This window comes from Shewanella sp. 10N.286.52.B9 (assembly GCF_002873635.1).
Classification (GTDB): Bacteria; Pseudomonadota; Gammaproteobacteria; order Enterobacterales; family Shewanellaceae; genus Shewanella.
Map to the genome: position 1 here is coordinate 1 of NZ_MCTY01000231.1, position 26,344 is coordinate 26,344.

The 26,344-nt window shown below is 39.7% G+C and carries 21 protein-coding genes and 1 rRNA gene; 4 read left to right on the forward strand and 18 right to left on the reverse strand.

The features are described 5' to 3' along the window. The 5 genes from BCU91_RS19275 to gmhB form a co-directional block, all read right to left on the reverse strand. Positions 1–112: ribosomal RNA gene (locus BCU91_RS19275) — 16S ribosomal RNA — on the reverse strand; the annotation flags it as partial. 389 nt (positions 113–501) lie between these two features. Further along, positions 502–1,374: a toll/interleukin-1 receptor domain-containing protein gene (locus BCU91_RS19280; protein ID WP_102532178.1), complete on the reverse strand. Its 873-nt coding sequence runs from the start codon at positions 1,372–1,374 to the stop codon at positions 502–504. Positions 1,375–1,411: 37 nt separating this feature from the next. After that, a complete protein-coding gene (locus BCU91_RS19285; protein WP_102532179.1) occupies positions 1,412–3,865 on the reverse strand; it encodes a WD40 repeat domain-containing protein in 2,454 nt (817 codons plus the stop codon). 48 nt (positions 3,866–3,913) lie between these two features. Further along, positions 3,914–5,839: a hypothetical protein gene (locus BCU91_RS19290; protein WP_102532180.1), complete on the reverse strand. Its 1,926-nt coding sequence runs from the start codon at positions 5,837–5,839 to the stop codon at positions 3,914–3,916. A gap of 144 nt (positions 5,840–5,983) precedes the next feature. After that, a complete protein-coding gene (gene gmhB, locus BCU91_RS19295; protein WP_102532181.1) occupies positions 5,984–6,538 on the reverse strand; it encodes a D-glycero-beta-D-manno-heptose 1,7-bisphosphate 7-phosphatase in 555 nt (184 codons plus the stop codon). A 156-nt stretch (positions 6,539–6,694) separates the two neighbouring features. Here gmhB and BCU91_RS19300 point away from each other — a divergent pair, with 156 nt between their 5' ends. Together BCU91_RS19300 and BCU91_RS19305 are read left to right on the forward strand one after the other, a co-directional pair. Next, entirely contained in the window at positions 6,695–7,366 is a 672-nt protein-coding gene (locus BCU91_RS19300; RefSeq protein WP_102435764.1) for a GntR family transcriptional regulator, read from the forward strand. 86 nt (positions 7,367–7,452) lie between these two features. Beyond that, positions 7,453–8,526, forward strand: a complete 1,074-nt coding sequence (locus BCU91_RS19305; RefSeq protein WP_102435766.1) for a ketoacyl-ACP synthase III — start codon at positions 7,453–7,455, stop codon at positions 8,524–8,526. A gap of 96 nt (positions 8,527–8,622) precedes the next feature. On the opposite strand, the gene BCU91_RS19310 is transcribed toward BCU91_RS19305, so the two are convergent. The 4 genes from BCU91_RS19310 to BCU91_RS19325 form a co-directional block, all read right to left on the reverse strand. Then, a complete protein-coding gene (locus tag BCU91_RS19310; RefSeq protein WP_241900982.1) occupies positions 8,623–9,300 on the reverse strand; it encodes an exonuclease domain-containing protein in 678 nt (225 codons plus the stop codon). A gap of 55 nt (positions 9,301–9,355) precedes the next feature. Next, positions 9,356–11,206 (reverse strand): DUF294 nucleotidyltransferase-like domain-containing protein, encoded by a 1,851-nt coding sequence (locus BCU91_RS19315; protein ID WP_102532182.1) that lies wholly within the window; start codon positions 11,204–11,206, stop codon positions 9,356–9,358. Positions 11,207–11,449: 243 nt separating this feature from the next. Continuing rightward, positions 11,450–13,168, reverse strand: a complete 1,719-nt coding sequence (locus BCU91_RS19320; protein WP_102435770.1) for a sodium:solute symporter family protein — start codon at positions 13,166–13,168, stop codon at positions 11,450–11,452. A 10-nt stretch (positions 13,169–13,178) separates the two neighbouring features. Further along, entirely contained in the window at positions 13,179–13,445 is a 267-nt protein-coding gene (locus BCU91_RS19325; protein ID WP_076542242.1) for a DUF4212 domain-containing protein, read from the reverse strand. 445 nt (positions 13,446–13,890) lie between these two features. Between BCU91_RS19325 and BCU91_RS19330 the strand changes: the two genes are divergently transcribed. Continuing rightward, complete coding sequence (locus BCU91_RS19330; protein WP_102532183.1) at positions 13,891–16,011, forward strand: diguanylate cyclase; 2,121 nt, start codon at positions 13,891–13,893, stop codon at positions 16,009–16,011. 65 nt (positions 16,012–16,076) lie between these two features. Here the strand turns inward: BCU91_RS19330 and BCU91_RS19335 are convergent, their stop codons facing one another. Next, a complete protein-coding gene (locus BCU91_RS19335) occupies positions 16,077–17,522 on the reverse strand; it encodes an alpha/beta fold hydrolase (protein ID WP_102476096.1) in 1,446 nt (481 codons plus the stop codon). Between the two features lie 118 nt (positions 17,523–17,640). Here BCU91_RS19335 and BCU91_RS19340 point away from each other — a divergent pair, with 118 nt between their 5' ends. Beyond that, positions 17,641–18,240, forward strand: coding sequence for a hypothetical protein (locus tag BCU91_RS19340; protein ID WP_241903441.1), 600 nt, complete (start codon positions 17,641–17,643; stop codon positions 18,238–18,240). Positions 18,241–18,257: 17 nt separating this feature from the next. On the opposite strand, the gene nadE is transcribed toward BCU91_RS19340, so the two are convergent. From nadE to BCU91_RS19380, 8 genes are all read right to left on the reverse strand, one after another. Beyond that, positions 18,258–19,088 carry an ammonia-dependent NAD(+) synthetase gene (gene nadE / locus BCU91_RS19345; protein WP_102435776.1) on the reverse strand — a complete coding sequence of 277 codons (831 nt, stop codon included), beginning with the start codon at positions 19,086–19,088 and terminating at the stop codon, positions 18,258–18,260. 191 nt (positions 19,089–19,279) lie between these two features. Further along, entirely contained in the window at positions 19,280–20,584 is a 1,305-nt protein-coding gene (locus BCU91_RS19350) for an inosine/guanosine kinase (RefSeq protein ID WP_102435778.1), read from the reverse strand. A 249-nt stretch (positions 20,585–20,833) separates the two neighbouring features. After that, the gene (gene adk / locus BCU91_RS19355; RefSeq protein WP_076542252.1) at positions 20,834–21,478 is read right to left on the reverse strand and encodes an adenylate kinase; all 645 of its coding nucleotides are present in this window, start codon (positions 21,476–21,478) and stop codon (positions 20,834–20,836) included. A 120-nt stretch (positions 21,479–21,598) separates the two neighbouring features. Next, positions 21,599–22,471: a tetratricopeptide repeat protein gene (locus tag BCU91_RS19360; protein ID WP_102435780.1), complete on the reverse strand. Its 873-nt coding sequence runs from the start codon at positions 22,469–22,471 to the stop codon at positions 21,599–21,601. Positions 22,472–22,545: 74 nt separating this feature from the next. Then, positions 22,546–24,459: a molecular chaperone HtpG gene (htpG, locus tag BCU91_RS19365; protein ID WP_102435782.1), complete on the reverse strand. Its 1,914-nt coding sequence runs from the start codon at positions 24,457–24,459 to the stop codon at positions 22,546–22,548. 295 nt (positions 24,460–24,754) lie between these two features. Continuing rightward, positions 24,755–25,354, reverse strand: coding sequence for a recombination mediator RecR (gene recR / locus BCU91_RS19370; RefSeq protein ID WP_076542258.1), 600 nt, complete (start codon positions 25,352–25,354; stop codon positions 24,755–24,757). Between the two features lie 219 nt (positions 25,355–25,573). After that, positions 25,574–25,804, reverse strand: coding sequence for a helix-turn-helix transcriptional regulator (locus tag BCU91_RS19375; RefSeq protein WP_102436328.1), 231 nt, complete (start codon positions 25,802–25,804; stop codon positions 25,574–25,576). Beyond that, the gene (locus tag BCU91_RS19380; protein ID WP_102532184.1) at positions 25,797–26,294 is read right to left on the reverse strand and encodes a hypothetical protein; all 498 of its coding nucleotides are present in this window, start codon (positions 26,292–26,294) and stop codon (positions 25,797–25,799) included. Before BCU91_RS19380 ends, BCU91_RS19375 begins: the two co-directional genes overlap by 8 nt. Between the last annotated feature and the right edge of the window lie 50 nt (positions 26,295–26,344).

Here is a 26,344-nt window from a genome sequence, read left to right on the forward strand (position 1 = left end):
GTCCGCCGCTCGTCAGCAAAGAAAGCAAGCTTTCTTCCTGTTACCGCTCGACTTGCATGTGTTAGGCCTGCCGCCAGCGTTCAATCTGAGCCATGATCAAACTCTTCAATTAAAGTTTTGTTGAAACATTCGAAAATGCTTCGGCTCAATGAATTCTGATTACATTATGCAGACTCGGAAGAATCTACATCCTGTTTGTTACATATTGCTATGAAAACTCATCGTTACATTGATAATAATTTTGATTGCCACCTAAGTGACAATTTCGATTAACTCAACACCTGTGAGTGTCCACACAGATTACTTGATAAATTGTTAAAGAGCGGACTCGGTAACTAGCGCTAGACGCCTTGTTCCGTGTCAGTGGTTGCGCATTATAGGGAAAACATTTTTTCCCGCAAGTGCTTTTATTAATTAATTTAAGAAATCAAGCTCAACAGCGCAAATAATATACAAGATCAAACCTTTTAGTGATATTCATCATCAAATACTAAGCTTTCATCAGTGTATAAGCCACTCAACAGCGAACTGGCTTTCATGTGGTAAAAGTTTATCAATGATAGCTCGGTACTTTAATGGTACTGTTTCATGGGTCTTTACTGAGTCTTTAAGTAAGTTGAAAGGCTCAATCGAAGTTTTAAAACCATTTTTCCGGAAACAGAACTCATTTAAAACGGCAAGCAAGTAAGTAGCACTTGGTTTAATATCGCTATCTCGAAGTCGCTGTAATGTTGTCGCTATCGTATTAGCTTTATCGATATCTAAACCTTTAACTCCTGACTTTAGCAATTTGGCTAAAAGCTTAACAAACTCTGCTCTGCTTCTATTGCTCTTTGAAAAGCTATGTAATGCCATAACATCCATTGCTTGTTGAGTATCCCCGACAAGTAATGCAAGCTCTGCCTCTTCTATATAAGCTTCATCAAAACTTTTAGATGTTAAAGAGTCTGCAGTGGTAACGATTTGTCCCACTACCGAATCAAAATCACCACTTTCCAAAGCAGCGGCAACATCTATCCATTGTTTTCGAATAAAGTGATAATTATTACCACCCGATGCTCCTACAATTAAACTGTTATCCAGTTTCAAGGGTACTATTTTCAAACCATGTTTTTTGGCAAGCTGAATTTCATTGGCAACTTCTTCAGAGCCCTCAAGTTTCAACTCTTTATTTCCGATAGCATGTTTAGAGGCTAACAAAACAAACAGTTCGCTCTGCTCTATACCTTGCTCAATATTTTCAGCGTAATTATCTCCACCAAGAATTTTATCTGGTGCAAACCATACATCGTGGCCAGCAAGCTTAATACCTTCAACAATTTTATTTGCTGCATCATTATCTTTAGTGCTGTAACTAACAAATATTTTTTTCATCTGATTTTACTTCTTCTATTAATGATAATCTTGGTCTTTAAGCTGCTGTAGCTTCACTTTTCTTAGCTTCAATTTGAGTTTTAATATTTCGGTATGTTAAATCTGCAAGATTATCTTTTGAAATGTTAGATACACTTTCATCAGAATTATAATTATCTACAGACGCTTGTTGCTTTCGTACATAATCAAGGAGTTGAGCTTGTGCTCTAGATATTTGGTTAACTAACTCTTCATTATTATCTTCTTTTGCCATATCTAGATCAGCTTCAAACTGGGTACTTATCTCAGCTTCTTCCTGTTCTAGTAATGTTCTAACAAGCTCTAAAGAAGCTTCATCATCCATTTCTTCTATTACTTCAGCTTCATCTTCATTAGAAACCAATTCGCTGGATAGTGCTTTTACACTTTCTTCTTTAAGAATGACTAAACTAATGTTCTTACCACTATTTAACGAAAGCGTAATTTTAGTATTTAATAGATCCTGTTTGAACAATTTACTTTCTACATTGCTTCGAATAACAGTACTGATGTCTGTATAGAAAAGAGATAAGTCAGTTTCCCCTTCTTCTATGAATTCATCTGCAATAAAATCATAATAGGTATAAAAAACATTAACTTGTTCTTTTGTTAAAAAGATAAATTGAATAACTCTGACAGCACTAACTAAGTTTCCATGGCCATCAAAATGAACGCAAACTTCATTTTGTCTATTAATTTTCTTTGGCTTACCAGTTTGGATGATCGACCAATCCTGTAAAACAGCGCCTCCATCTCTATGAATAAGTTCGCTTTTATCAAGATTTAGTTTGTCTAATGCTATTTGTTGAATTTCATTATTTATTTTATCTTCTATCAAGGTATGCACATCTGCGCTGGCAAACAAACGAGGGTTCTTATTCGCAGGAACACTTTCAAGCATACTAGTTCGATGATTTTTAATTGTGTTGATTAGCTTTTCAAAGTTTTCCATCATTACATTGATAAGCTGCAAGTTACCGGTTTTTTCCAATTGTTTTGTTTTTTGACTTCTATTACGCCAAAACCAAGACAGCGTTATTAGTAATAAAATTCCACTTATGCCCGCTAATGCAATTTGGATATGTTGTGCACTTTCACTAATATTCCTAGTGCTTATTGTAAAGGTGCCAGCATCGTTTGGGGAAACCACACCTAGTATTGAGTTAACAACAGAGTCAGTATGAGTAATTAACGTCGCAGGTTTGAGCATGGCATAACTGTAATAACTTATTAAGCACATTAATATTGTAGGTATCGCAAAAAAGAATGCTGCAAACTTGGCAAACTTTCGTTTACTCGTGTGTTTTTTTATTTTTAATTCTGCCTGCTCTTTTTGCTTCGTTAGATTTTCTTCTGCGCTTCTTGCTGTATCAATTTGCTGTCGTAAAGCCATTTTTATACTGCGGATGTTGGGGCGGAAAAAGAAGTCCCAAATTGTTCTTTGATCAGAACCCTGCTTTAGTTTTAAGCCTTGTCTCTGCTGTTCGACAGTACCGCCTTGTTCTAATCTAGGAAAGCCGCTATTTTCATTTGGCTTATCTATTTTTTCTTTATCTGGATCAATGTTATCCCAGTTAAAGTTATTTGATATTTGTGGATAATCATCACTTGAACGATGCTGATGTAACCAGCGAGAAGTTTTGTCTTTTGCAGCTTCAAGCTCATCAAAATGTTCAGCAATAACATTGTCACTTGTGTGTTTTTCTACCAGTTCCCCTGATTGAGTCCAAATTTGCAAAACATTTGATTGGTCTTTAATTAGCAATTGACCATTCTCAAGCTCAATAAATCCATCTCTTACTGAAAAACTAAATTTATATTTGCAAATCGGCTTGCCATCTGATGACCAAAGAATTGGATGACCTTTCATTGGCTCAACTAGCCAATTGCCTGAATTTAATTGACCATAGAATCGAATCTCTTCTTTAAGGCCTTTTAATTCAACGCGTAGATCTCCTTTAAGCGACCAAAGCTGAGTATCATTACCAACATTTATAATAAATGTTCGCTCAATCCCTTCAAGAACTTCAATATCGTCAACTGATTTAATATGCACATCTAATGTCGCAATACACTTGTAGGTTTTTAAATCCCAATATTTTACGGTGCCATCATCACTCACACTCAATAAGTTACCATTGACGAGTTCAAGCAAACCAGTGATGCGACCTTCGTGGCCACTAAGTTGCTTAATTAAACTTCCATTTCTGCTTTGGGCAATGTATATAGTATGTGCATCATCTACGGTTAGAAAGTGGGATCCATTCTTTTGGTTAACCAAAGCCATTAAGCCAATGATGCTACCAATATGGCTATTGATTTCTTTCTTTGCATCTTCTTCTTGGCAAAACCAAGTTAAATTACCTTCGCTATCCCACTCTAAATGATAACGACCAAAAACTAATTTCACTTGTTTGTGTTTTTTTAATTCGTCTATTGTTCGGGTTTTATACTTTTGGATTTCTTGAGTCATTCTTCTTATTCCCAATTGAATATATTCTTCTGTGTTATTTGTTTTGTATCATTTTTTTTGCTTTAAATCAGTACTTGATTCTGCATTTGACCAACTGACATGTTCAAACATTGCTTCTTTCGCTAAGTCTTGCAACATAACAGATTTCGCTTGAGACATTTGGCCAGTAAATAAGGACTGAGCTCGGCAATAAAGTTCGTATAAACTTTGATAGCCCTTGGCCGTTTCTTCATAACCACAAAGTTCATTCCATAAAGCAAATAAGCCACTTGTCATTAAACTGTATTGTAGAGTTAACATTAACCAGTTGTTTGATTCATTGAACAAATTTACTTTCAGCACTTGTTGACTAATCATTGATAATAAGAGCAGTGCTCCTAAAATAATTGATACTCTAAAACAGGTTTTTGCTGCCTGTGAAAATAACCTGCTGGCGTATAAAGGACGTTTATACAAAATGTCATTTAATGAGCTTGCGTTAAGCTGTAATTTAGAATTTAAAAACAGGCGCTGATCTTCTAACCAACCGACATTAATTTCATCCATAGTAGCGACTTCATTTTGGCGCCACCAATCCAGTTCAGCAACTGAAATAGCATGATTAAATAATGGATAAAAACTGCGAAAGCGTCTCGGAATAATTGAAGTTGCAGCCGGAGGTATATTAGAAAGATTTAAAAAGCCTCTGATCCTGATGCCTTCAGCGACTCCGCGAGCTAATTGATATTTCCATTTTAAGTTTCGTTTAGCTGCGAATGTTACAATTAGCGAACAAGCAACAATAGCCAATAATGTGACAGATATGATTGTTGAACCCGTAATTGAATTAACGAAATTACCCGTGATTTCATAACAAGCAAAACCAGGTATTGCGAATATAAAAAACCACTTAACGAGACTGCGATAACTCGTTTGAGCTTTAAGAGCGATGTTGTCGGCAGCTTCGAAGATTGGCTGAGACACAGATAAACCTGATTTATGTGGTGACTTATAGGTAGGTTCAGTTATTTCTGACAGTTTGTTAGCACTAAACTCATTAAAATACTTCAGCTCATTAACTAACGTATTGAATTCTTTTGAAATAAAGCAAGTCAACTCACTTTGCTGACCATTTTGTTCATAATGATAGGAATATAATTTACCAATGGGAGGTTCATAATTAATCAATACCTGATCATCTGCACTTAGGGTATCAATTATTACACTTTGATTTTCATTCTGAACGGAAGTGTTTTTTAAGCGTACTGTAGGCAAATGGTGCACAAGTCCGGCCGTCTGACCGTCAAACTCTGATATTGCTTGTAGTGCTGAGTGTTCCGTACCTGATGGCCATTGGATATCAAAGCCCAACTTGTATCGGACAATGTCAGCAGTACCGCCTGTGCCTTGTGCTTTTTTTCCATCCCACAATGCAACTAATACATTGCAATACTTTGCAATAAAAAGACCTTGATTAAGATATAAACTATTCCTAAGGCTACCATAGTTAACATCATTTACAGCCTGATGCATTTCGTCATCAGTTAAAGCATGTTTTACTTCTATCAACTCGTTATAAGGCTGTCTTAACTCATTTACAAGAAAGTTGAATTGCTCAATCGATATTAAGCTATTATCAGACTCAAACTCGAAATCCTGTTTGAAATTTTCCAGCGGCATAGGTAAACAACCAATGACACGAATAGCATCATTACCTAGCTCAGTCTGTAGCTCTAAAGCTACTTCAATGGCGAGTAAGTCTGCGCCTTCCGCCAGTCCGGTTAAAATCCAGATTGGAGTAGTAATTTCATTTGAAGCGTTATGATGTGATGTTGGATTTAGATGATTAAACCAATGCAATATCACCGAGCGAACTTGTTCTTTTATATTTTTATTACAATCTATGGATTCATCCGCATGAAATATATCTCGATGCCCACTGAAGCCAATAATAAATGGTAAATTTGATAATAAATGGCGACGACTTAAAGCCATGCTAGTTCTCATATCCCTATTAAACATAGGAAGATGTTACACTTACACCATCAATATTTAAACCGCCCACTTCAAAAAAATCAACAAATTACCCAAAAAAACACAAAAGAAACACAAAAGAAACAAGGGCTTTTACAAGCTGGTTTAAGTGTTATTTTGTATAAATGATGCTACATCCGCAATGCTATCTACAACTACTGTCGCAAGCTCAATTCCTGCTTCATCGACAACTTTGCCGCTTCGTACCAATATAGCGGTATTAATACCAGCAGCTTTTGCAGCGCGAATATCATCGGCTTTATCACCCACCATGATAGATTGACTCATATCAATTTTTAAAAATTCTGCAGCACTATTAAGCATACCGGGTTTAGGTTTGCGGCAATCACAATCTTGTTTGTAATCCCCAAGGCCTTTTTCTGGATGATGGGGGCAATAATAGATACCGTCCAACTCCACACCTTTATCAGCAAAGTTCCAATCCATCCATTCAGTTAAATGGTGAAAATCATCTTCACTATACATACCGCGAGCAATACCAGATTGGTTTGTCACCACCACGACCATGTAGCCCATTTTTTTAAATGCTAAGCATGCTTCAAACACACCTTCAATGTATTCAAAGTCATCAACCAAGTGCACATAGCCTTTATCGATATTGATAACGCCGTCACGGTCTAAAAAAATGGCTTTATTCACGGTACTACTCCTAAAATTTCAATTACAGTGATTATCCCACTACTTAGTTAAATATGCACATGTATTATAAAAGGAAGATTTTTTACATCGATACTTTATAATAACGCCAGTAAAGGTTACCCTTCCGTAGATATTTTGTGACAATTATAAGAAGTAATGAGTCAAATAACGCCAATAATTCATAAAACTCGCACCCAAGCTGTAGTAGAAGTTTTGAGAGAACAATTACTTTCTGGCTATATCAAAGCGGGTGAACCGCTTAGACAGTCAGCAATTGCTGCGCAACTTAATGTCAGTCGTATTCCTGTTCGTGAGGCTTTAGTACAGTTAGAGGCTGAAGGGTTAGTCAAGTTTGAAGCCCATAAAGGTGCCACTGCGACAATGCTTTCTGTTGAGCAGGTCACAGAATTATTTGAGCTACGCGCTATGATAGAGAGTGATTTGCTTGCAAAAGCAATTCCTAATCTACAAGATGATGATTTTGAGCGGGCTGACAAGGTGCTAGCCAAACTCGAGTCGGCTTTTAAGCAAGAGGACTCAGTTGCAACTTGGAGCGAACTCAATATCCAGTTCCATACGTGCTTATATGAAGCCGCTAATCGACCTCATACTCTCGAAGTTGTCCATGGTTTAAATAATAACTGTGATCGCTATATCCGTTTACAGCTACTTTTAACCGGTGGAATACCAACGGCGGAACGAGAGCATCGCGAACTCTTCGAATTGTGCAAACGCAAAGATATCGGCAAAGCGACCAAATTATTACAACAACATATTTTACATGCAGCAGAAGCCATTAAGGCACTTGTGGTCCAGCATTTAAAGTAGGTTTAGTGGGGAGTAACAGTCCCTCTATTAAATGAAGACATTTTATTACCAGATTATTTTTTAATTTTTATTTGAGAGATCACCACATGCAGTATGCTCATATTACCGGCTGGGGAAAATGTGTCCCACCAGCAACTCTGACCAATGACGATTTAGCCACATTTATGGAAACGTCAGACGAGTGGATTAAAACTCGTACCGGGATCAGCGAAAGACGTATTAGCCACGTAAATACCTCAGAACTTGCAACCGTTGCAGCGCAAAATGCGTTATCAGCGGCAGGTATTGATGGCAGTGAGATTGACTTAATAATCTTAGCAACAGCAAGCCCTGACACTTTAATTCCAAACATTGCTTCAACGGTGCAAGCCAATATTGGTGCAACTTGCGGCGCGTTTGATATCAACGCGGCCTGTAGTGGCTTCTTATACGGTCTTGGTCTAGGTAGTTCAATGATCAAAAGTGGTCAAAATAAAAAAGTGTTGGTTATTGGTGCAGAGCGTTTGTCTTTTTACCTTGATTGGTCTCGACGTGAAACCGCTGTATTATTTGGTGATGGCGCCGGCGCGGTGGTATTAGAAGTAAGCGACCAACCAGGCGGTGTTTTAGGTTACGAGTTAAATAATGACCCTGCTGCGCGTGATATTTTAGCCTCTGGTTTTGGTACCAAAATGGATCGCTTTGATTCATCTTCTTTAGACTTCTTCATTCATCTAAATGGCCAAGAAGTGTTTAAACGCGCGATTCATGGCATGGGTGGTCTAAGCACTAAAGTGCTTGAAAAGTGCAATATCAATAAAGAAGACGTTGATTTTGTTATTCCTCATCAAGCCAATGAACGTATTATTGATACCTTAATCGGCCGCATGAAAATTCCAAAAGAAAAAGCCTTTGTTAATATTGCAAAATATGGCAATACCTCGGCAGCCACTATCCCTATTGCGATTTGTGATGCTCTTGAACAAGGTAAGTTGAAAGCAGGTCAAACTGTTTTATCATGTGCCTTTGGCGCGGGTTTAACCTCAGCGGCTGCATTAGTTAAATGGGGTGAGCGTACTACACCGATTAACCCACCTACTGCCGAGCTTCCACCTTGTGAAGTCACTGCCTTAGAACTCATTAAGCCAGCTGTTGATTTCTTCATGAACAAATCAAAGTAAACTCAGCTTGCTAAACCATTAAACCAGCCTTGTACTGGTTTTTTTATATCTATTTACTGGATTTAAACTGATTTGATTAAATTCAGGCTACTGCCTTTATATACTAATAAATTGCGCCGCCTTCATGGTTTTACTGTCGCCAATAGAGGCTATTTGTGCCACAAACAATTCGGCGCACGCTAGTGCATCTGTGAGGGCATCATGGCCATAATAAGTCGGCAGACCGTATCGTTTTCGACAAGCATCCAGTCGTAAACTACCTTCTTGCAGCACATCATGTTGGCGTAAAAGTCGTTGTTTTTCTATCGCTAAGGTATCAATAAAAGGCAATTTAATGCTTCTTTTATAGACTTTTTCTAAATGGCTTTGGATAAAACTAATGTCCATTGGTGCATGATGAGCTAATAAAATTGAGCCTTGAGTTTGTGCAAGCAACCAGGCCATGGCTTGTGTTAGTGATAACGCTTCTGTTAAATGATTATCGATAATCCCGTGCACAGCTGCGCTCTGTCCTACACTTCCATCGATTGTCACCATCACTTGCAGGGCTTTTGATAACGGAATGGCGCCATGCTCAATCGGCACGATACCAATACTGATTATTTGGTCGTTATGAGGATCTAACCCGGTCATTTCTAGATCTATTGCCATAATCGGTAGATCCGCAATCGTAGCACTAAGGCATGGCTTAACGCTCGACTGGTAAGCCGCAAGCTCGTCTTTTTGACCGAGAAGTTCTAACTGTAAGCGCGTTTTAAGCCATAACTCATTCACTAAGTTGTTTACTCCACACTATTAACATCACAGGCCAACCCACATAGAAATACCATTAATAACTTCGCATAAACTTCATTCTTAAGCCAGATTGCGCATCATGAACCACTTTAAAAGCATCCCTGAGTTGATGTCGCAATAACGATGACATTTGCTGCGGTTTTAAGTAATTGGTGACTTCTTGTTGTTGTGTATGCTGCTGACCTTGATTTGATAACCGCATATGCGCAATAAACTCTAAGGCATCCGCTAGATTAAGGGCATCTTTACGGTTAATGATATTGGCTTCCATCAATGCTCGGATCCGCTTAGGCGTATTCACTTCAGTAATACCTGCACTTAAAGCATACACTCTGGCGATATCGTTGATTAACGCTACGCCTTTATGTTTCAAATCCATACCTTTTACTTCACTGCCGTCACGCTCTAACACAAACTTTCTAAAAAAGCCTAGCGGCGGCGTTTCAACCAGTGAGTTACCCGCCATTCCAGCAAGAAAAATATCATTATCTTTGGTGTTGCTTAAGACGTGCTGTTGTAACTGATCAAATAAATTCTGCGGCCCATAAACGGAGCGCATATCAAAAAAGATACTGGCATGCATTAAGGCTTTAGGTTCGGGTGATAGCACCCATTTTTCAAAGTGTTGTTGCCATTGGGACAGTGACAAACGCCATTTGGGGTTTTGCGCCATAATATCCCCGGGACAATATATATAGCCGCATTGATCCAGCCCTTTACAAACCGCATGGGTTAACGCGTCAAAATAGCCTTTTGCATGCTCATCAGGCTCATGGGTCAGCAAAATACCGTTATCTTGATCTGAACAGGCCGCTTGATCTTGCCTGCCTTGTGAGCCAAACGCTAACCAGCAAAAGGCCATTGGCGCTTCACCTAAAATTTGCTGATTTAAAATAATTAATCGCCGGGTTAATGCATCGGTAACCGAGGTTAATACTCTACCCACTTCTTCTGCTCGGGCATCTGCACTGATTAGATTTTGTAGTAATACCGGAATTTGTTTACTGACATTAATCAGGCTATCAATATTGGTTTGCCGCTCTATTTCGCCGATTAATAGCAAGGGCTGTGAACTCTGGCCGCGTAAAATATCAGTACTGGTTAATATCCCCACCACATTTTCTTGTTCCATAATGGGTAAGTGATGAATGCCATGTTCACTCATCAACAGCATTGCTTCAAATACTAAGGCGTTAGCTTCAAGTTTGGTGGGATTGGGAGTCATCGCTTGATGAACCGGCAAATTGCCATCAAAGCCTTCAGCAAGCACTCGATTACGTAAATCTCGATCGGTAAGAATACCAATCAATTGCTGATTATCCATCACTAGCACTGATGACACTCTGGCTAAACGCATTTTTTTCGCCGCTTCACTGACACTGGCATTACAATTTATAATTAGAGGATCGGCAGACATTAAACTATTGATACGATTGGTTGTGGTTAAGTCTTTTGCTTTAAATCTAGCTTGATGACGCATTCTTCTGGCAAAGGCACGATTAAAAAAGCGATCGAAGCTGCGGCTTTCACTACGCAAAAAATCAAAGGTTTCGGGATCTAAGTGATACACCAAACTGTCTTCTAAAATCTGCACTTGGTTACTGACTTTTTCACCAGATAGCAAAGACGGAAAACCAAAGTAGTCTCCTTCGCCCAACCTATCTAATAACTCACCTTGATTGTCTCTTACTTCAAATGCGCCAGAGCGAACAATATAAAGTTGTGGATGACTGGCATCTAAGGGCACTACAGCCGATGCTTTACTGTAATAACCAATGGTGATTTGCTTGCAGCAGCGCGTTAAATTTGTCTCTGAAAGACTATCAAATGGCACTAACTCTTTAATAAATTGAACAATGGGTTGCAGTTCACTGGCATCTTTCATCGCGGGCCTCTTACTTACTGCCAAATCATTTTCTGTCTTATTAATTTAATATACGTAAATTATATTGAGGCTGATATTCGACCAATGGCCATAAGTGGCAATATTTAACTCACTAATATTAAACACTTGCTAACAGCATTTGTTCATAAAGAATTGAACACTGTCACCAATAAAAAAAGCGCCGAAGCGCTTTTTTATCCGAGAGTTAAATACTCACATTTTAAAATTCATATTGTATGAATCTTAATGGTCGTGCGCTTCACCTGAGCCTTTCGGGAATCGAATTGACTCAACCATAGCAACCACGTCAGCAGGTACCGCTGCAGTGACTTTGCTAACAGCAAATGCAACACCAAAGTTAATCATCATACCTAGCATACCAATACCTTCAGGCGAAATACCTAGGAACCAGTTTTCACTGCTATTGGCACTTGGGTTAACAAACTTAAAGTACACGATATAACTTGCAGTAAATAGTAAACCTAAAACCATCCCTGAAATCGCACCTTCTTTGTTAACGGTTCTTGAAAAGATCCCCATAACAATGGCTGGAAACAATGACGAGGCAGCTAGACCAAATGCAATCGCAACAACCGCGGCCACAAAGCCTGGTGGGTTAATACCAAAGTAACCCGCCATGACAATACCTAGCGCCGCGGCAATTCGCGCAAATAAAAGCTCTTTCTTATCTGAGATATCTGGCATGAAGTTTTTCTTCAATAAATCATGGGATACCGAGGTAGAAATAACTAATAATAAACCCGCAGATGTAGACAGTGCCGCCGCAAGACCACCAGCAGCGACCAATGCTATGACCCATGCTGGCAGAGATGCAATTTCAGGCGTTGCTAATACCATGATATCGCGGTCAATTTTCATTTCATTGGTATCGCCTTTAGCATAATAGATATTGCCATCAGCATTTTTATCATCCCAAGTAATTAAGCCAGTTTTTTCCCAGTTTTTAATCCATTCAGGCGCTGTTTCATAAGCAACACCGGTTTTTTCTGGGCCATTAATGGTTTCAATCATATTTACACGAGAGAAAGCTGCCAATGCTGGAATTGTGGTATACATAATAGCAATAAATACTAATGCCCAACCAGCTGATACACGCGCATCTTTTACTCTAGGCACTGTAAAGAAACGCACGATGACATGGGGTAAACCAGCGGTACCAAACATCAAGGCACCAGTAATAAAGAACACATCAATCATGCTCTTTGAGCCTTCAGTATATTGAGAGAAGCCAAGTTCTGCCGACAAGCCATCAAGCTTATCTAACAGGTAAACTCCTGTTCCATTACCTGCTGCATCAACAAGTTCTGCACCAAAGCCAATTTGCGGTAACACATGACCTGTCATCATTACCGAGATGAAAATGGCTGGTACCATAAAGGCAAAAATAAGCACACAATACTGCGCAACCTGAGTGTAAGTAATCCCTTTCATACCGCCTAAAACAGCATAAAAGAACACCACTGCCATACCGATATAAACCCCAGTTTCAACTTCGACTTCTAAGAAACGGGAGAATACCACCCCAACACCACGCATTTGACCGGCGATGTAGGTGAAACAGATGAAAATCGCACACACGACTGCAACAGTTCGCGCAGCTTGTGAGTAATAGCGATCACCAATAAAGTCTGGCACAGTAAATTTACCGAACTTACGTAAGTATGGAGCCATGCAAAGCGCTAGCAGAACATAACCACCGGTCCAGCCCATTAAATAGACAGAACCATCATAACCAGTAAATGAAACAATACCGGCAAGTGATATAAATGATGCCGCGGACATCCAATCCGCCGCTGTTGCCATACCGTTCATAACTGGCGGCACGCCGCCACCAGCGACATAAAACTCTTTAGTTGAGCCAGCACGAGACCATATTGCGATACCGATGTACAGGGCAAACGTCAAGCCCACGATAATATAAGTTAAAGTTTGAACATCCATGATTTATTCCTCAGTCTTCGTGTACGTTATATTTTTTATCTAAAGCATTCGCTTTCGCTACATACACAAAAATCAGTGCAACAAACACATACATGGCACCTTGTTGTGCAAACCAGAATCCCAATTTAAAGCCCATGAAGTGGACTTCATTAAGAACATCGACCAGTAAAATACCGCAGCCAAATGATACTGCAGCCCAAATTGCCAGCAACCCCAATACTAAGCGTAAATTCTCACGCCAGTACCCACTTGCTGTATCTTGATTTTCGAAACTCATAGTGACTCCCCAGTGCTAATTATTTTTTAAGTCGATAGTTAATCTAACAACTCAAAATGTGACCACAATCACGACCTTAGTCTAAGATTTGGTTTGGCCAGTTATAGAAAAAACAAAATAGTTACTTATTAACAACAACTTAACCTATGAAATGCTGAAGTTATGTCTACATCACCAATTAAGCTAATGTAGACCAAGGTCGAACTGAATTTAGTGATTGACTAAGATAAGCAGCAGGAAAGTATTGCCTCAAATGGGTATTGAGCTCACAAGCAGAATTCAGATTTTTCACATTACGGGGGCCACAATATCGTTTCCACTTGAGTTAAATGCTTGACGAGTATAAAATTTTTACATAACAGTTCGATCACATGGTATTCGATTGCAGTTTCCTATAATAAATAAAAAAAACCTCCTGATTGCACTCTGTTTTGGCCTATTAGGAATGGTAATTAATTGCTACCCCATTCCAATATTCGCCAATGTCCAATTAGTGCTAGGTAATACTTTTACCGTTATTTCAGCTGTGCTTTTAGGCCCTTGGTATGGTTTAGTCACCGCCATACTCAGCGCAAGTGGATTAATGCTCACTTGGGGTAGCCCCCATGTATATTTACTATTTTGTACCGAAGCAATATTCATTGGCATTGCTCGCAGAAAAGGCCTGTTTCCCTTATATAGCAGTGGTATTTATTGGTTAGCTCTTGGTATGCCATTAACCTATATATACATGGTGACACTTGCTGATTTTCCAGATAGCCACATGTTATTCGCCATTATCAAGCAAAGCATCAACGGTTTAATTTACGCTGGCTTGGCGTCACTGTTCATCTTGTTTATTCCTAATACGTGGCAGTTAAATGACACAAAAACCAACCAAAAACGTCGTAGTTTTAACGCTCAAGTCACCTACTTTATGACGTTAATGATCACCCTTTGCTTGTTATTATCAGCACTGACTTTTAATTATTTGTTTCTTGAAAAACAACAAGAGTTACTGAAGCGAAATTTAACTGACACCACCGAACATATTAGTACGGCAACCGAGCAATACCTTAATGAACATAAAATGGTCATTGATTATGCAGCAGATTTAATCAGCTTAACGACGTCATCCTACAGTGAATTAAAACAAGTTTTAATCAAACTGCATCAGCATTATCCTAGTTTTATTACTATGCTGCTGGCAGACACTGATGCTCAAGTGATTGCCGCAAGCCCCAGCAGTATTATGCTCAATAAAACAGGGCAACCTCTGGATTTATCAATTTCAGATAGAGACTACTTTATTGAGTCTTTTTATAATCAGCGCTTGTTTGTTTCGCCTGTGTTTAAAGGCCGCGGCTTTGGTGACGAATCAATTATCGCCATCAGTGCCCCTTTTTATCACAATAATGATCAATCAAAGGTCAGTGGAATTATTGAAGGCTCGCTGGATTTAGCGTTCTTTTCTAAGATAGATAATCAAAATGGAACAGGGGATAAAGAGTTTATTATCATCGTTGATAACAATAACAACATCATTTATTCCACCCCTTCTCTAAACTTAAGCACTCACGTAGAATTTACCTATTCAAATGAAAAAGGAAATTACCGCACCAGTTTAAATGTGATCAATATTCACAACTTAACCGCCACATCACCTGAATACGTGTACATCAGTAATCGACTAAACAATGGTTGGAAGTTGTATGTATTACAGCCACTGTCTCCGTTAGTTAAAACCGCCGAAACACAAATGCTAGGCACCTACTTGATGCTATTCATCTCCATCATTTTGACCTTTTTAATCTCCTCCAGAGTGTGTCGTTTACTCACTAACTCATTAGAAATTGTGGCTAATCAATTCGGACAAATCAGTGGTACTGAATTAAAAGAACAAATTGATAATGAAAGTACATCAGAGGAAGTATATAACCTGTACAAGAGCCTCACCGCCAGTAAACGTGACTTACTTAAGCACCAACTGGAGCTAGAAGAAACTGTCGCGATTCGCACCGATGAGCTTGAAAAAGCCAATCAAAAGTTATTGGCATTAGTGGATAAAGATCCACTAACGGGGCTTTATAATCGCCGTTATGCAGAAGATAGATTTGATAGCTTGCTGGATTTTTGTCTGCGAGGTGAGCATGCCATTACCATTGCTATCCTTGACTTAGATTACTTTAAACAGGTCAATGATAGCTACGGTCATTTGGCTGGGGACGAATGCTTAAGAGTCGTATCTAAACTATTAAAACAGCAATTTAAACGCGATACCGATATCGTTTCTCGCTATGGTGGTGAAGAGTTTATTTTGATATTGCCTTTATCTAATGCCCTTAAAATTGAGCAGCATCTCAATCATTTTAGAGAACAGTTAGCCAAAGTAATAATTAACTCGCCAACGGATGAACAGCACTTTTCAGTCACCACCAGTATTGGCGCGATAACGGCTAACGCCAACTTTTCTAAAGACATTGATCACTGGATAAAAGTTGCAGATGACAACCTATACAAAGCAAAAGAGCAAGGGCGAAATAAAGTCATTATTGATGTGATTAATGATCCAAGTGACCCAGAGTAGCCCACTAACGTTTCATATCAAAACCATAATCGCTAAGCTAGTGACGAGTTTAGCTACCGCGATAATCACGGCTCAATAAACTGCTCCAATCTATCTAACATATACGGATAAAATGGATTCCATTTCTGTCTTAACATCTCTGCGGCGGGGATCCCAAACAATCCCCGCTCACCTTTAAAGATTGCCTGCCCTATCTGAATATGCTGACTTTGAGGCTGATAATGTGGTCCGTATAAGGGGTCATTTTCAGGAAAAGGCAAGGCAACATGCGATAATGAATACACCCCAGCTGGCCATTTCAGTGCTAAGTCTACTGCTGCTCCCTCTTCGCTCTCAACCAAGTTTTGCTCTTGCACGCCATACTCAGATTGCTGGCTATTTTCAATTAAACTTAAACGGTAGTTCATGGGCATGTTGAGCCAAAGTGGCCCCATTTCGTTTAACAAGTTTTTAGTGATCAATTGATGATTATTACGGTTACGATTGATATCAAATATCACTAAGCTATGCTTATCTGAGGGTAAATATTGATACAAATGCTCGACCACCGCGTTAGTAGAAACGGTATCATCTGCAATTGACTGGAAGGTTAAAATAGGAGGAATATTGGCTAATTGCTGCTGATCAAATTGTTTTATTAAATATTGATTTCTTTCAGCCAGTTGATAAACAACGTCACCGGCATTCACTGCAAATGAGATATATTTGAAAGGGTCGTATTCAACCTCAATGGTATTCCAAAACAGTTTTTCTTGATTAATTAAACGCCCTAACCTCGCTTGCCACTTTGCGCCTGCTGCAATGGGCGCTAACCCTATAGCTGGCGAAAGAAACATCATTGCTTGATAATCTGTAGGGTTATTAACAGCAATTGCTTCTAGTTGAAGGTTTAATGCCAGTGCTGCACCGGTAGAAAAGCCCACGACATATAACGGTTTACCGGCCAATTTTTGCTTCATGTGCTGAGTCGCTAATGCTACTGCGCTGGCTAAATCTGGCCAAGTGATATCTGCTAAGCCAGCAGGAATAGTGCCGTGCCCTGGTAAACGTAGTCCTAAAACATCGGCTGAAGCGCTAAAATGTCGCGCTAGGTTTGAAATCGCATAAGGGGAGTCTGACATACCATGGAGAAATAAAATGCCATAATTGGCATCGGGGTTTGACCACTCAAAAGAGCGATTCCAGTTTACATCCCAATGATTTGGATCTGATAAGCTATTGGCTTCGTAACGATTAATAGGTGAAGCCAGCTTAGGAGTATATTGTTGGTATATTTTTCGGTCTAACTCATTAAATAGCTTGTCTTCAAGAGCAAGATACTGGGAAAAGTCTGTTAAGCCAGACTGTTGATGATACTCACTTTTCAAGCGTGTTGTATGCCAAATCTCTAATTCAGAGCGAGCCGTTAAAAACCACACCACGGCGGCGATAAAAAGCAGTAAACTGGCAATAAAACCATAAATAGCAAAAAATAACAGATGTTTAGTCGAACCGATTACTATTGCTTTCATTCGCCAGCCCTATGGAATTAATTTTTGTCCGTATAGTTTTAATGATAGTCTAAAAAGAGTCTGAATTTACAAATAATAATATGCCATCAGGCCGAAAATATTGAGTAGCAAACCCATAATGAAATCAACTCAGCCAAGCATTCATACAAAGCCTGCTGTTATCACAAATAACGCGACTAAGCCAAACGCCGAGCTTAGCTCAAAAGCTATTTTATTAGGCTCTGAAAAAGCTGAAATCACATTCTATTTGCCAACGCCACCTAAAGTCTCCAAAGCATGGCATTGGCAAAATACAAATGCTATCGAGCAAATCATTAACGATAATGGCAATCATTGGCGAAAAATATTTACTATCATGGCCAAGATTGCTGTTACTGATAAAGCGCCAGATACATGGCGAGATTGCCGCAACCAATTATTTAATCCGCAAGCTACTGATGATTTAAAGCGGGTAGATTTTAGTCAATGTAACATTATCATTAATGCTACTAAGCTTAGTGTGAATAGCCATATTCATATCATTTGTGGCCAAGCTGCATTCGCTAATATAAGCGATCAATCGTTTATATCTGCGTTAACCGCCATAGATGAAAGCCAAAAAATAATGGCGCATGAGCAGATACTCATCACGCCATATTTAGATTACCGCCAGTTTCCCAATGTGTTAATTGAGCAGCTAAGGCGCTATTTAAGCTCACTTAAACAATCCTTGCTCTAAGCTAGTGGGAAGTTAAATTAGTCATAAATCGTCGGGATAGGTTGACGCTTATGTTGGGTGCGCTGGTAAATCGCAATAAGTTTATCTTCAACAAAGCTATCAACCTCTTTGCCTTCTAAGAAATCATCGATTTGATCATAGCTTAGCCCTAATGCCACCTCATCTTCTAATTGCGGTTTATCGTCTTCTAAATCTGCCGTTGGCGCTTTGGTCACTAATATATCTGGCGCTCCAAGGTAACTGGCTAATTGGCGAACTTGACGCTTATTAAGACCAAACAAGGGTGCTAAGTCACAGGCGCCGTCACCAAATTTAGTATAAAAACCGGTAATATTTTCTGCACTATGATCGGTGCCAATGACTAAGCCGCCAGTTAGGCCTGCAATATGATATTGAGCAATCATTCGCATACGGGCTTTGACGTTACCTTTAATGAAATCAACATTATCATTATTAGCGACTTGAATACCGGCATCCTCAAGTCCTGAAACCGTTGCGTTATGCACACCAATAACCCCATCAGCAATATTCACTGTTACCTGCTTTGAGGGTTGAATAAATTGACATGCAAGCTGAGCTTCATCTTCATCTTTTTGTACTTGATATGGTAAACGCACCGCAATGAATTGGTAAGCCTGCTGTGGATTGTCAGCATTTAAGCTGTCTACCGCTAACTGGCATAATCTGCCGGTTACAGATGAGTCAACGCCACCACTAATCCCTAATACCAAACAATGGCTGTGAGCCTCGACCAATTTGGTTTTAAGAAATGCTACGCGGCGCTCGACTTCATAAGCAGGTTCAATCGCCTTAAGTACTTTCATTTCTCTTAAGATTTGTCCCTTCACAATGCTCTCCAATGTATTTTTAAAACCAGAATTACTTAAAATGAGGTATGTTTCTGCATATTCAACATCCTACTGAATTTTTCAGCGTCTACCAAGTACTTGTTTATCTTGATGCAAACAAAAAGGGCAATCACCACTTGGTGATTGCCCTTGATTTAGTCACTGATTATATAAACGGAAAACCTGTCTGGTTATCTTTCCCAGTATGACTCTTCTAAACTATCTTCACGCTCAGGTAAACCACGAGATAATCTTGGGCTATGCTGGGCTAATACTTCATAAGCGACGCGGTTAGCATATTTACACACTTGCGAGAAAGATGAATAACACAGGCCATCACGCTGATGCTTACTTGAACCCGGTACATTGGTTTTATGGAAAGTATTAGCTGCTAAGTCATGCAGTAATGCTGATAACGCTCCATCTCCGGCACCGTTTGTATTGCGGATATAATCTGGTCCACCCATATAAGGCGAGATATGAGCATACACTTTAATCGGTGTAGTACAGTCTGATTTACGTTTAGGACGCGAGAATTCGTAACGGTTAAATTCAGGAATTGCGCCCGGTAATAATAAATGGGCTGTGGCTCTTTTTTCAGAGTCTTCAGTATAGCCTGCTGTATATAAACCTAACGGTCCTGCAGTACACAACACCATATCACACCACTCTAAGGCCGCTTCGCTGGCTAATAGCGGATCGCTGAACCCCGTTAAGGCCTCGCCTTCGTCTTCATTCATCGCCAAAATTGTTACATTATCGCAAATGAAATCTTGCCACCATTTAGGGTCTTCTTGAATTAAGAAGCGGGTACCTAAGGTCAATACCACTGGCACATCGGCTTCTTTAGCATATTCAATCGCTTTCATTGCCGCTTCAGTGATTAAATCACCTTCGCTGGCACGCATTAAATACGCAGTTAAAACTAGCGCTGAACTACCTTGAACCACGTCTTTATTAATATATTCTGGGGTTAGCTTATCCATTGCACCTTTGCTAATCGCAAAGGTACGTTCACCTTCAGCAGAGATCAAAGTAAAACAACGACCGATAGGGCCATCTACTGGCTGCAGGTAGTTTAAGTCCACTTTAGAGGAGGTATTACAAAGGTAGCGATAGGCATAACTACCGACCATGATATTCTGGCTCATAACGCCAAATAATACCGAACGGTCATCAGCTAAAATTGAGTAGTTATGAACGGTATTACCAATGGTGCCACCAGCAAATTCATCGCTGATCATCTCATTGTTTTTTAGTTCATTATAAAGTTCGTGAGCTTGCTGATCATCAATAAGAGTTGAGTTGCCTTTTGGAAGCCCGTAACGGCCCAGTAGCTCATCTTCGACTTTTGCTTCAATATCCACAAGAGTTTGGTCAATACCGCAAATATAGGTAGATACAGACTGCTCTTGCTGGGTTAACTGAGCCAATAATGGGTCTCGGTTGTTTACTGGGAAATAGTGCTTAGATTTGCGTTGACCAGGGAACTTCATCTTAAACTCTCTTGAGTAGGCATCCATGCAATAAGGATTATGGGTTATTCACAGCTTTTGAAAACAGTAACGCTTTAATAGAAACGTTCTTATTACCAAACGCTAATTTTAACACAAATACAATCAACACCAAGATAGATGTCAATCATTCTCAGTTTTTGTGACGATGATTTTATTTATGACATAAAAAAACCTGCAATGCAGGTTTTTTTTATAATTCAACAGTATAAAAATACTACTTTGTAGGTATTAACCTAACAACTGCTTTACTTGCGCGCTAACAGCGGCAACAGTTTGAGTACCATCATACTTAGTGTATTGAGTGTTACCAGCAGCTGCGACTTTACCATAGTATTCTACTAGCGGCTTAGTTTGCTCATGATAAATACCAAGACGCTTACGTACAGTTGATTCTTCATCATCTGGACGGATAGATAAGTCTTCACCAGTGACGTCATCTTTACCTTCAACTTTAGGTTGGTTGAAGATAATGTGATAAACACGGCCAGAGCCTGAGTGAACACGACGACCACTCATACGCTTAACGATTTCTTCGTCAGGCACATCAATTTCTATCACGTGATCGATTTCAATTCCATTAGCAACCATAGCGTCTGCTTGAGGAATAGTACGAGGGAAACCATCAAGTAAGAAACCCTTTGCACAATCATCTTGGGCAATACGTTCTTTAACTAAACCAATAATTAGGTCATCTGATACTAACTGGCCCGCATCCATCACTGATTTAGCTTCTAATCCTAACGGAGTGCCAGCTTTAATTGCTGCACGCAGCATATCACCAGTTGAGATTTGTGGGATACCGTACTGCTCCATAATGAACTGAGCTTGTGTACCTTTACCGGCACCAGGGGCACCCAATAGTATAATGCGCATCTCAAAAGTCCTCTATATTGCTTTCATATTTTTAGGCGGCGATTTTCGCACATTTAGACGGTCTTTAGAAGGTAAAACCTCAAGATTTAGACCAATATCTAATACGAAAATTTTCCGTGTTTAATACAGTAAACTGTATAAACGGCGGCGATACTGACTGGCTATGGCGTTGCCTTGCCCTAGTGCTGTCAATATTTCCATAAACACTTGTTTAACTTTTCCATCCGCAGCGGATAAATCTTTCTCTAAAATGGCAAATAAACACTCAAGTGCCTCTTCGCCACGATTAGCTTGATTCAATGCTTTGGCCAAATCGATAGTCAGTTCAATATTACCAGGCTGCTGTTGTAATGATTGTTGTAACTGACGAATTTCAGGGGTATCTGCAGCGTCTTCTGCTAGGGCTAACTTGGCTTTTAAGTTCTGATAGTAACTGTCTTGATCTGCAAGCCCTATCGTATCTAATAAGGTCTTAGCTTCAGCCAGTATGCCCAATTGTAAATAAACATCGATAAGCACTAAGGCCACTTCTGCTTGTTGCTGAGATTCAGCAAAGGCACTTTTCAGTAATGCTAAGGCTTGTTCAAGTTTTTCGTCGCTTGGCTTTTCAATGCCTGCTTCAACCAAAATCGCTTTTGCAGCATTAAAATCTGTTACCCATAACGCAGGAAGATGCTTATCAAGTAATTCATTCACTTGCGCTGCACTTTGCACCCCAGCGAAACCATCAACCGGCTGACCTTTACTCAGCACTAGGTGGGTAGGTAAGCTCTGAATTTGGAAGTAATTAGCAATTTCTAACTCAGCTTCACAATTCACTTTCGCAAGGATAAAGCGCCCAGCTTGCTCATTGGCAATCTGTTCCATCACTTGTAGCATTTGTACACTTTGCGGTTGCTGTTGTGCCCAAAAAGACATCACCACAAAGTTATCCATCGAAGCATCAACAATTTGCTGAATATTTTCTTTAGTTAAATTAATAATATGTTCCATATTGATTCCTTTTAACTATTTCGTGATAGCTAACAAAAAGCGGGCCTAAGCCCGCTTTATTGCAATACTAATGACTATTTTAAGCTCGCCACTAGCATTTGGTTGGTTAACTTAATGAATGCCGATGGATCCGCTAAGCTGCCCTTTTCTGAAAGCTGGGCTTGTTGTAATAACAAATCTGCCCAGTTAGCAAATGCTAGCTCATCTTGCTCGTCATTTAGACGCTCAACCAGCGGGTGCTGTGGGTTAATTTCAAATGTCGGCTTAGACTCAGGTACAGGCTGACCTGCTGATTGCATAAGCTTAATCATTTGCGATGACATTTCACCTTCACCGGCAACCACACATGCAGGGGTATCCGTTAAGCGAGAAGTCACTTTAACATCTGATACTTTACCTTCTAGCGCTGTTTTAATACGTGATACTAATGATTCAGCTTCGCCAGCTAACTTTTCTTGAGCTTCTTTTTCAGCAGCATCTTCAAGTTCACCTAGCTCTAAATCACCACGCGTTACTGAGTGCAGTTTCTTGTCTTTAAATTCAGTTAAGTGGTTAATTAGCCATTCATCGATGCGCTCTGACATTAATAGAACTTCAATGTCTTTCTTGCGCAGTAGCTCTAAATGCGGGCTGTTAGCTGCCGCTTCATAGCTATCAGCCACGATATAGTAAATCTTATCTTGGCCTTCTTTCATGCGACTGATGTAATCATCTAATGACACATCTGTCACTGGTGAATTGTTATGGGTTGAAGCAAAACGCAGTAAACCAGAAATACGCTCACGGTTAGCGAAATCTTCAGCTGGGCCTTCTTTTAATACTTGACCAAATTCAGCCCAGAAAGCTTGATACTTTTCAGCATCGTTTTTAGCCATTTTTTCTAGCATGCCAAGAACGCGCTTAGTCACACCAGTGCGCAATGCTTTAGTTACGCTGTTATCTTGTAAGATTTCACGCGATACGTTGAGTGGCAAATCATTTGAATCGATTAAGCCTTTAACAAAACGTAAATAAGTTGGCATAAACTGTTCAGCATCATCTAGTACAAATACACGTTGAACGAATAGTTTTAGACCATGCTTAACGTCGCGGTTAAACATATCCCAAGGGGCTTTAGTTGGGATATATAATAAGCTGGTATATTCTTGCTTACCTTCAACACGGTTGTGAGACCACGTTGCTGCATCAGCATAGTCGTGAGAAATATGCTTGTAGAACTCTTGATATTCTTCATCTGATATATCTGATTTGCTACGAGTCCAAAGCGCAGTGGCTTTGTTCATTGGCTTCCACTCGCCTTCAGTAGCAGGGATTTTCTCGCCATCTTCGCCATCTGTTTCTGGTAGGCCAGCTTCAAACATTTCTACTGGTACTGAGATATGATCAGAGTACTTAGTAATGATTGAGCGCAAACGAGTATCATCAGCGAATTCTTTTTCTTCATCACGTAAATGAAGGGTAATTTCAGTACCGCGGCTATTTTTAGTGATGGTATCAACGGTAAAGTCACCTTCACCTGCTGACTCCCACAGAACCGCTTGATCAACTGCTGCACCTGCTGCACGGGTACGTACAGTGACTTTATCAGCAACGATAAAGGCAGAATAAAAACCTACACCAAATTGACCGATAAGCTGCGAATCTTTTGACTCTTCACCTGATAAGTTTTTAAAGAAGTCTGCAGTACCTGATTTTGCAATCGTACCTAAATGTTCAATCACACCATCACGTGTCATACCGATACCGTTATCTTCAATAGTAACAGTGCCTTTTTCTTGATCGGTACTAATACGAACACGCAGTTCAGTATCGCTTTCATATAATGCGTTATCAGTTAATGCTAAGTAACGTAGCTTATCTGCCGCATCCGCAGCATTTGAGACTAGTTCACGTAAGAAAATTTCTTTATTTGAATATAAAGAATGGATCATCAGATGTAGAAGCTGTTTTACTTCGGTTTGAAAGCCATGCGTTTCTTGTTGAGACATGAAAATTTCCCTTGTTTACGTTAATACATCAACCATGTTGTATCCAACACGGTATAAAAATCTTTGTTACCTAGGAAATGGGGCGCGATAAATAGAATTCAAGGGGAAATTATTTTATTGCTGAAAAAAAACCATGAACTGGCGAAATAACTGGCGATTAGCAATCGATTTGAGCTAATAACGGCTAATATTGGAAACAAAAAGCCCAGCTTACTCACTCATAAGCTGGGCTTTAAAATAAGACACAAATTCACAACTATAGTTCGTAACTATCATTTATAACTACAGTTCGCAACTACAGCGGAATACGACCATTGAATGACAACGCTAACGTGGTGCTATCAACATACTCAAGCTCACCACCAACAGGGACTCCGTGGGCGATTCGGCTGATCACTACATTATGTCTACGGGCCATATCAGCAATAAAATGCGCCGTGGCATCACCTTCTACTGTGGGGTTGGTTGCTAAAATCAACTCTGTGACATCATCTGATGCAAGGTGTTGCTCTAATAACGCTAAGCCAAGCTCTTCAGGGCCCACACCATCAAGGGGTGATAAATGCCCAAGTAACACAAAATAGCGGCCGCTAAAATGGCCACCCGCTTCAATGGCTAACACATCAGCTGGGGTTTCAACCACACAAATTACTTCTGAATTACCCCGTTTAGGGCTACTACAGATCGGACATAGCTGCTCTTCAGTAAAGGTACGGCAGGCTTGGCAATGCCCCACTTCACTCATTGAACGTTCTAACGCACTGGCTAATTTATGGCCCTGTTTGCGGTTACGCTCTAATAATTGAAACGCCATGCGTTGGGCTGATTTTGGTCCGACACCCGGTAAGCAGCGCAAAGATTCGATAAGCTCATCAACCAGTGGACTAAATTTCATAAATACTTCATTGCCTTATTTTATTAATTAAGCGTGCTGATTTAAGTTAATAAACCATTCAATCAGCATCAATGTGCGTATGGTACTGTAATTATGATTGCGACAAAAGAATGATGTTATTGCTAATGCTACTCACAACACAGAACTCGTCAGTTCGGTTAGCGTTTCTTTGTCAGTATTAACTGTTGCCAAGGCTAGCTAGCTTGCTAACTATTAGTGCTAGGACTTAGTATCACTTTCGGGGTGATAACTGAATACCTGATCTAGCGGCAGTTCAAACACTTCAGCAATTTTAAAAGCCACTTCAAGAGTGGGTGAATACTTATTAGACTCAATGGCCATCACGGTTTGCCTAGTGACACCTATTAATTCAGCAAGCTGCTTTTGTGTCATTTCACCATTTAAAAAACGCAAGGTGCGGATAGCGTTAGAAATCGCCGGTTTACTCATAAATATCACCTGTACGCCCCTTGTATAGCTGCACCCCATAAAATGCCAGCTCAGCACACAAAAAAGACACCACTAAAATATGCAGCGGCGCATGAGCAAAGCCCAATTGTGATAGACCAAGGTCATTGGCTTCAACACTGTATTGCACTATGGCCAGTATCACGCCTACATTCAAAATAATCGCTGAATACTTATAGCCAATGAGATTAATTTGTTTTTCGCGTACATCCATAGGTTGTGACAGTTCATCGTCTGTGATTAATGCCAGAGCAATGTAGCTCACCACCATTAGCACTACTGAATAAATTATAATTTCTAAAAAGATACCTGAAACCCACTGTATTGAAGCTAATTCTTCAGGGCTAGCATGAAATAAGCTGCTGCCATAAAAATAGAAAATATAGCCCGTTACCAGTAAATCCACGGATAAAGTGACTTCTCGAAAGCTCGTTTCTTGCAGCCATTGCAGTAATTTATTTACATTACTCATGTTAATTAAACCTCACTTGGTGTTAACTATTTTTGACATGCTTTTAGTTT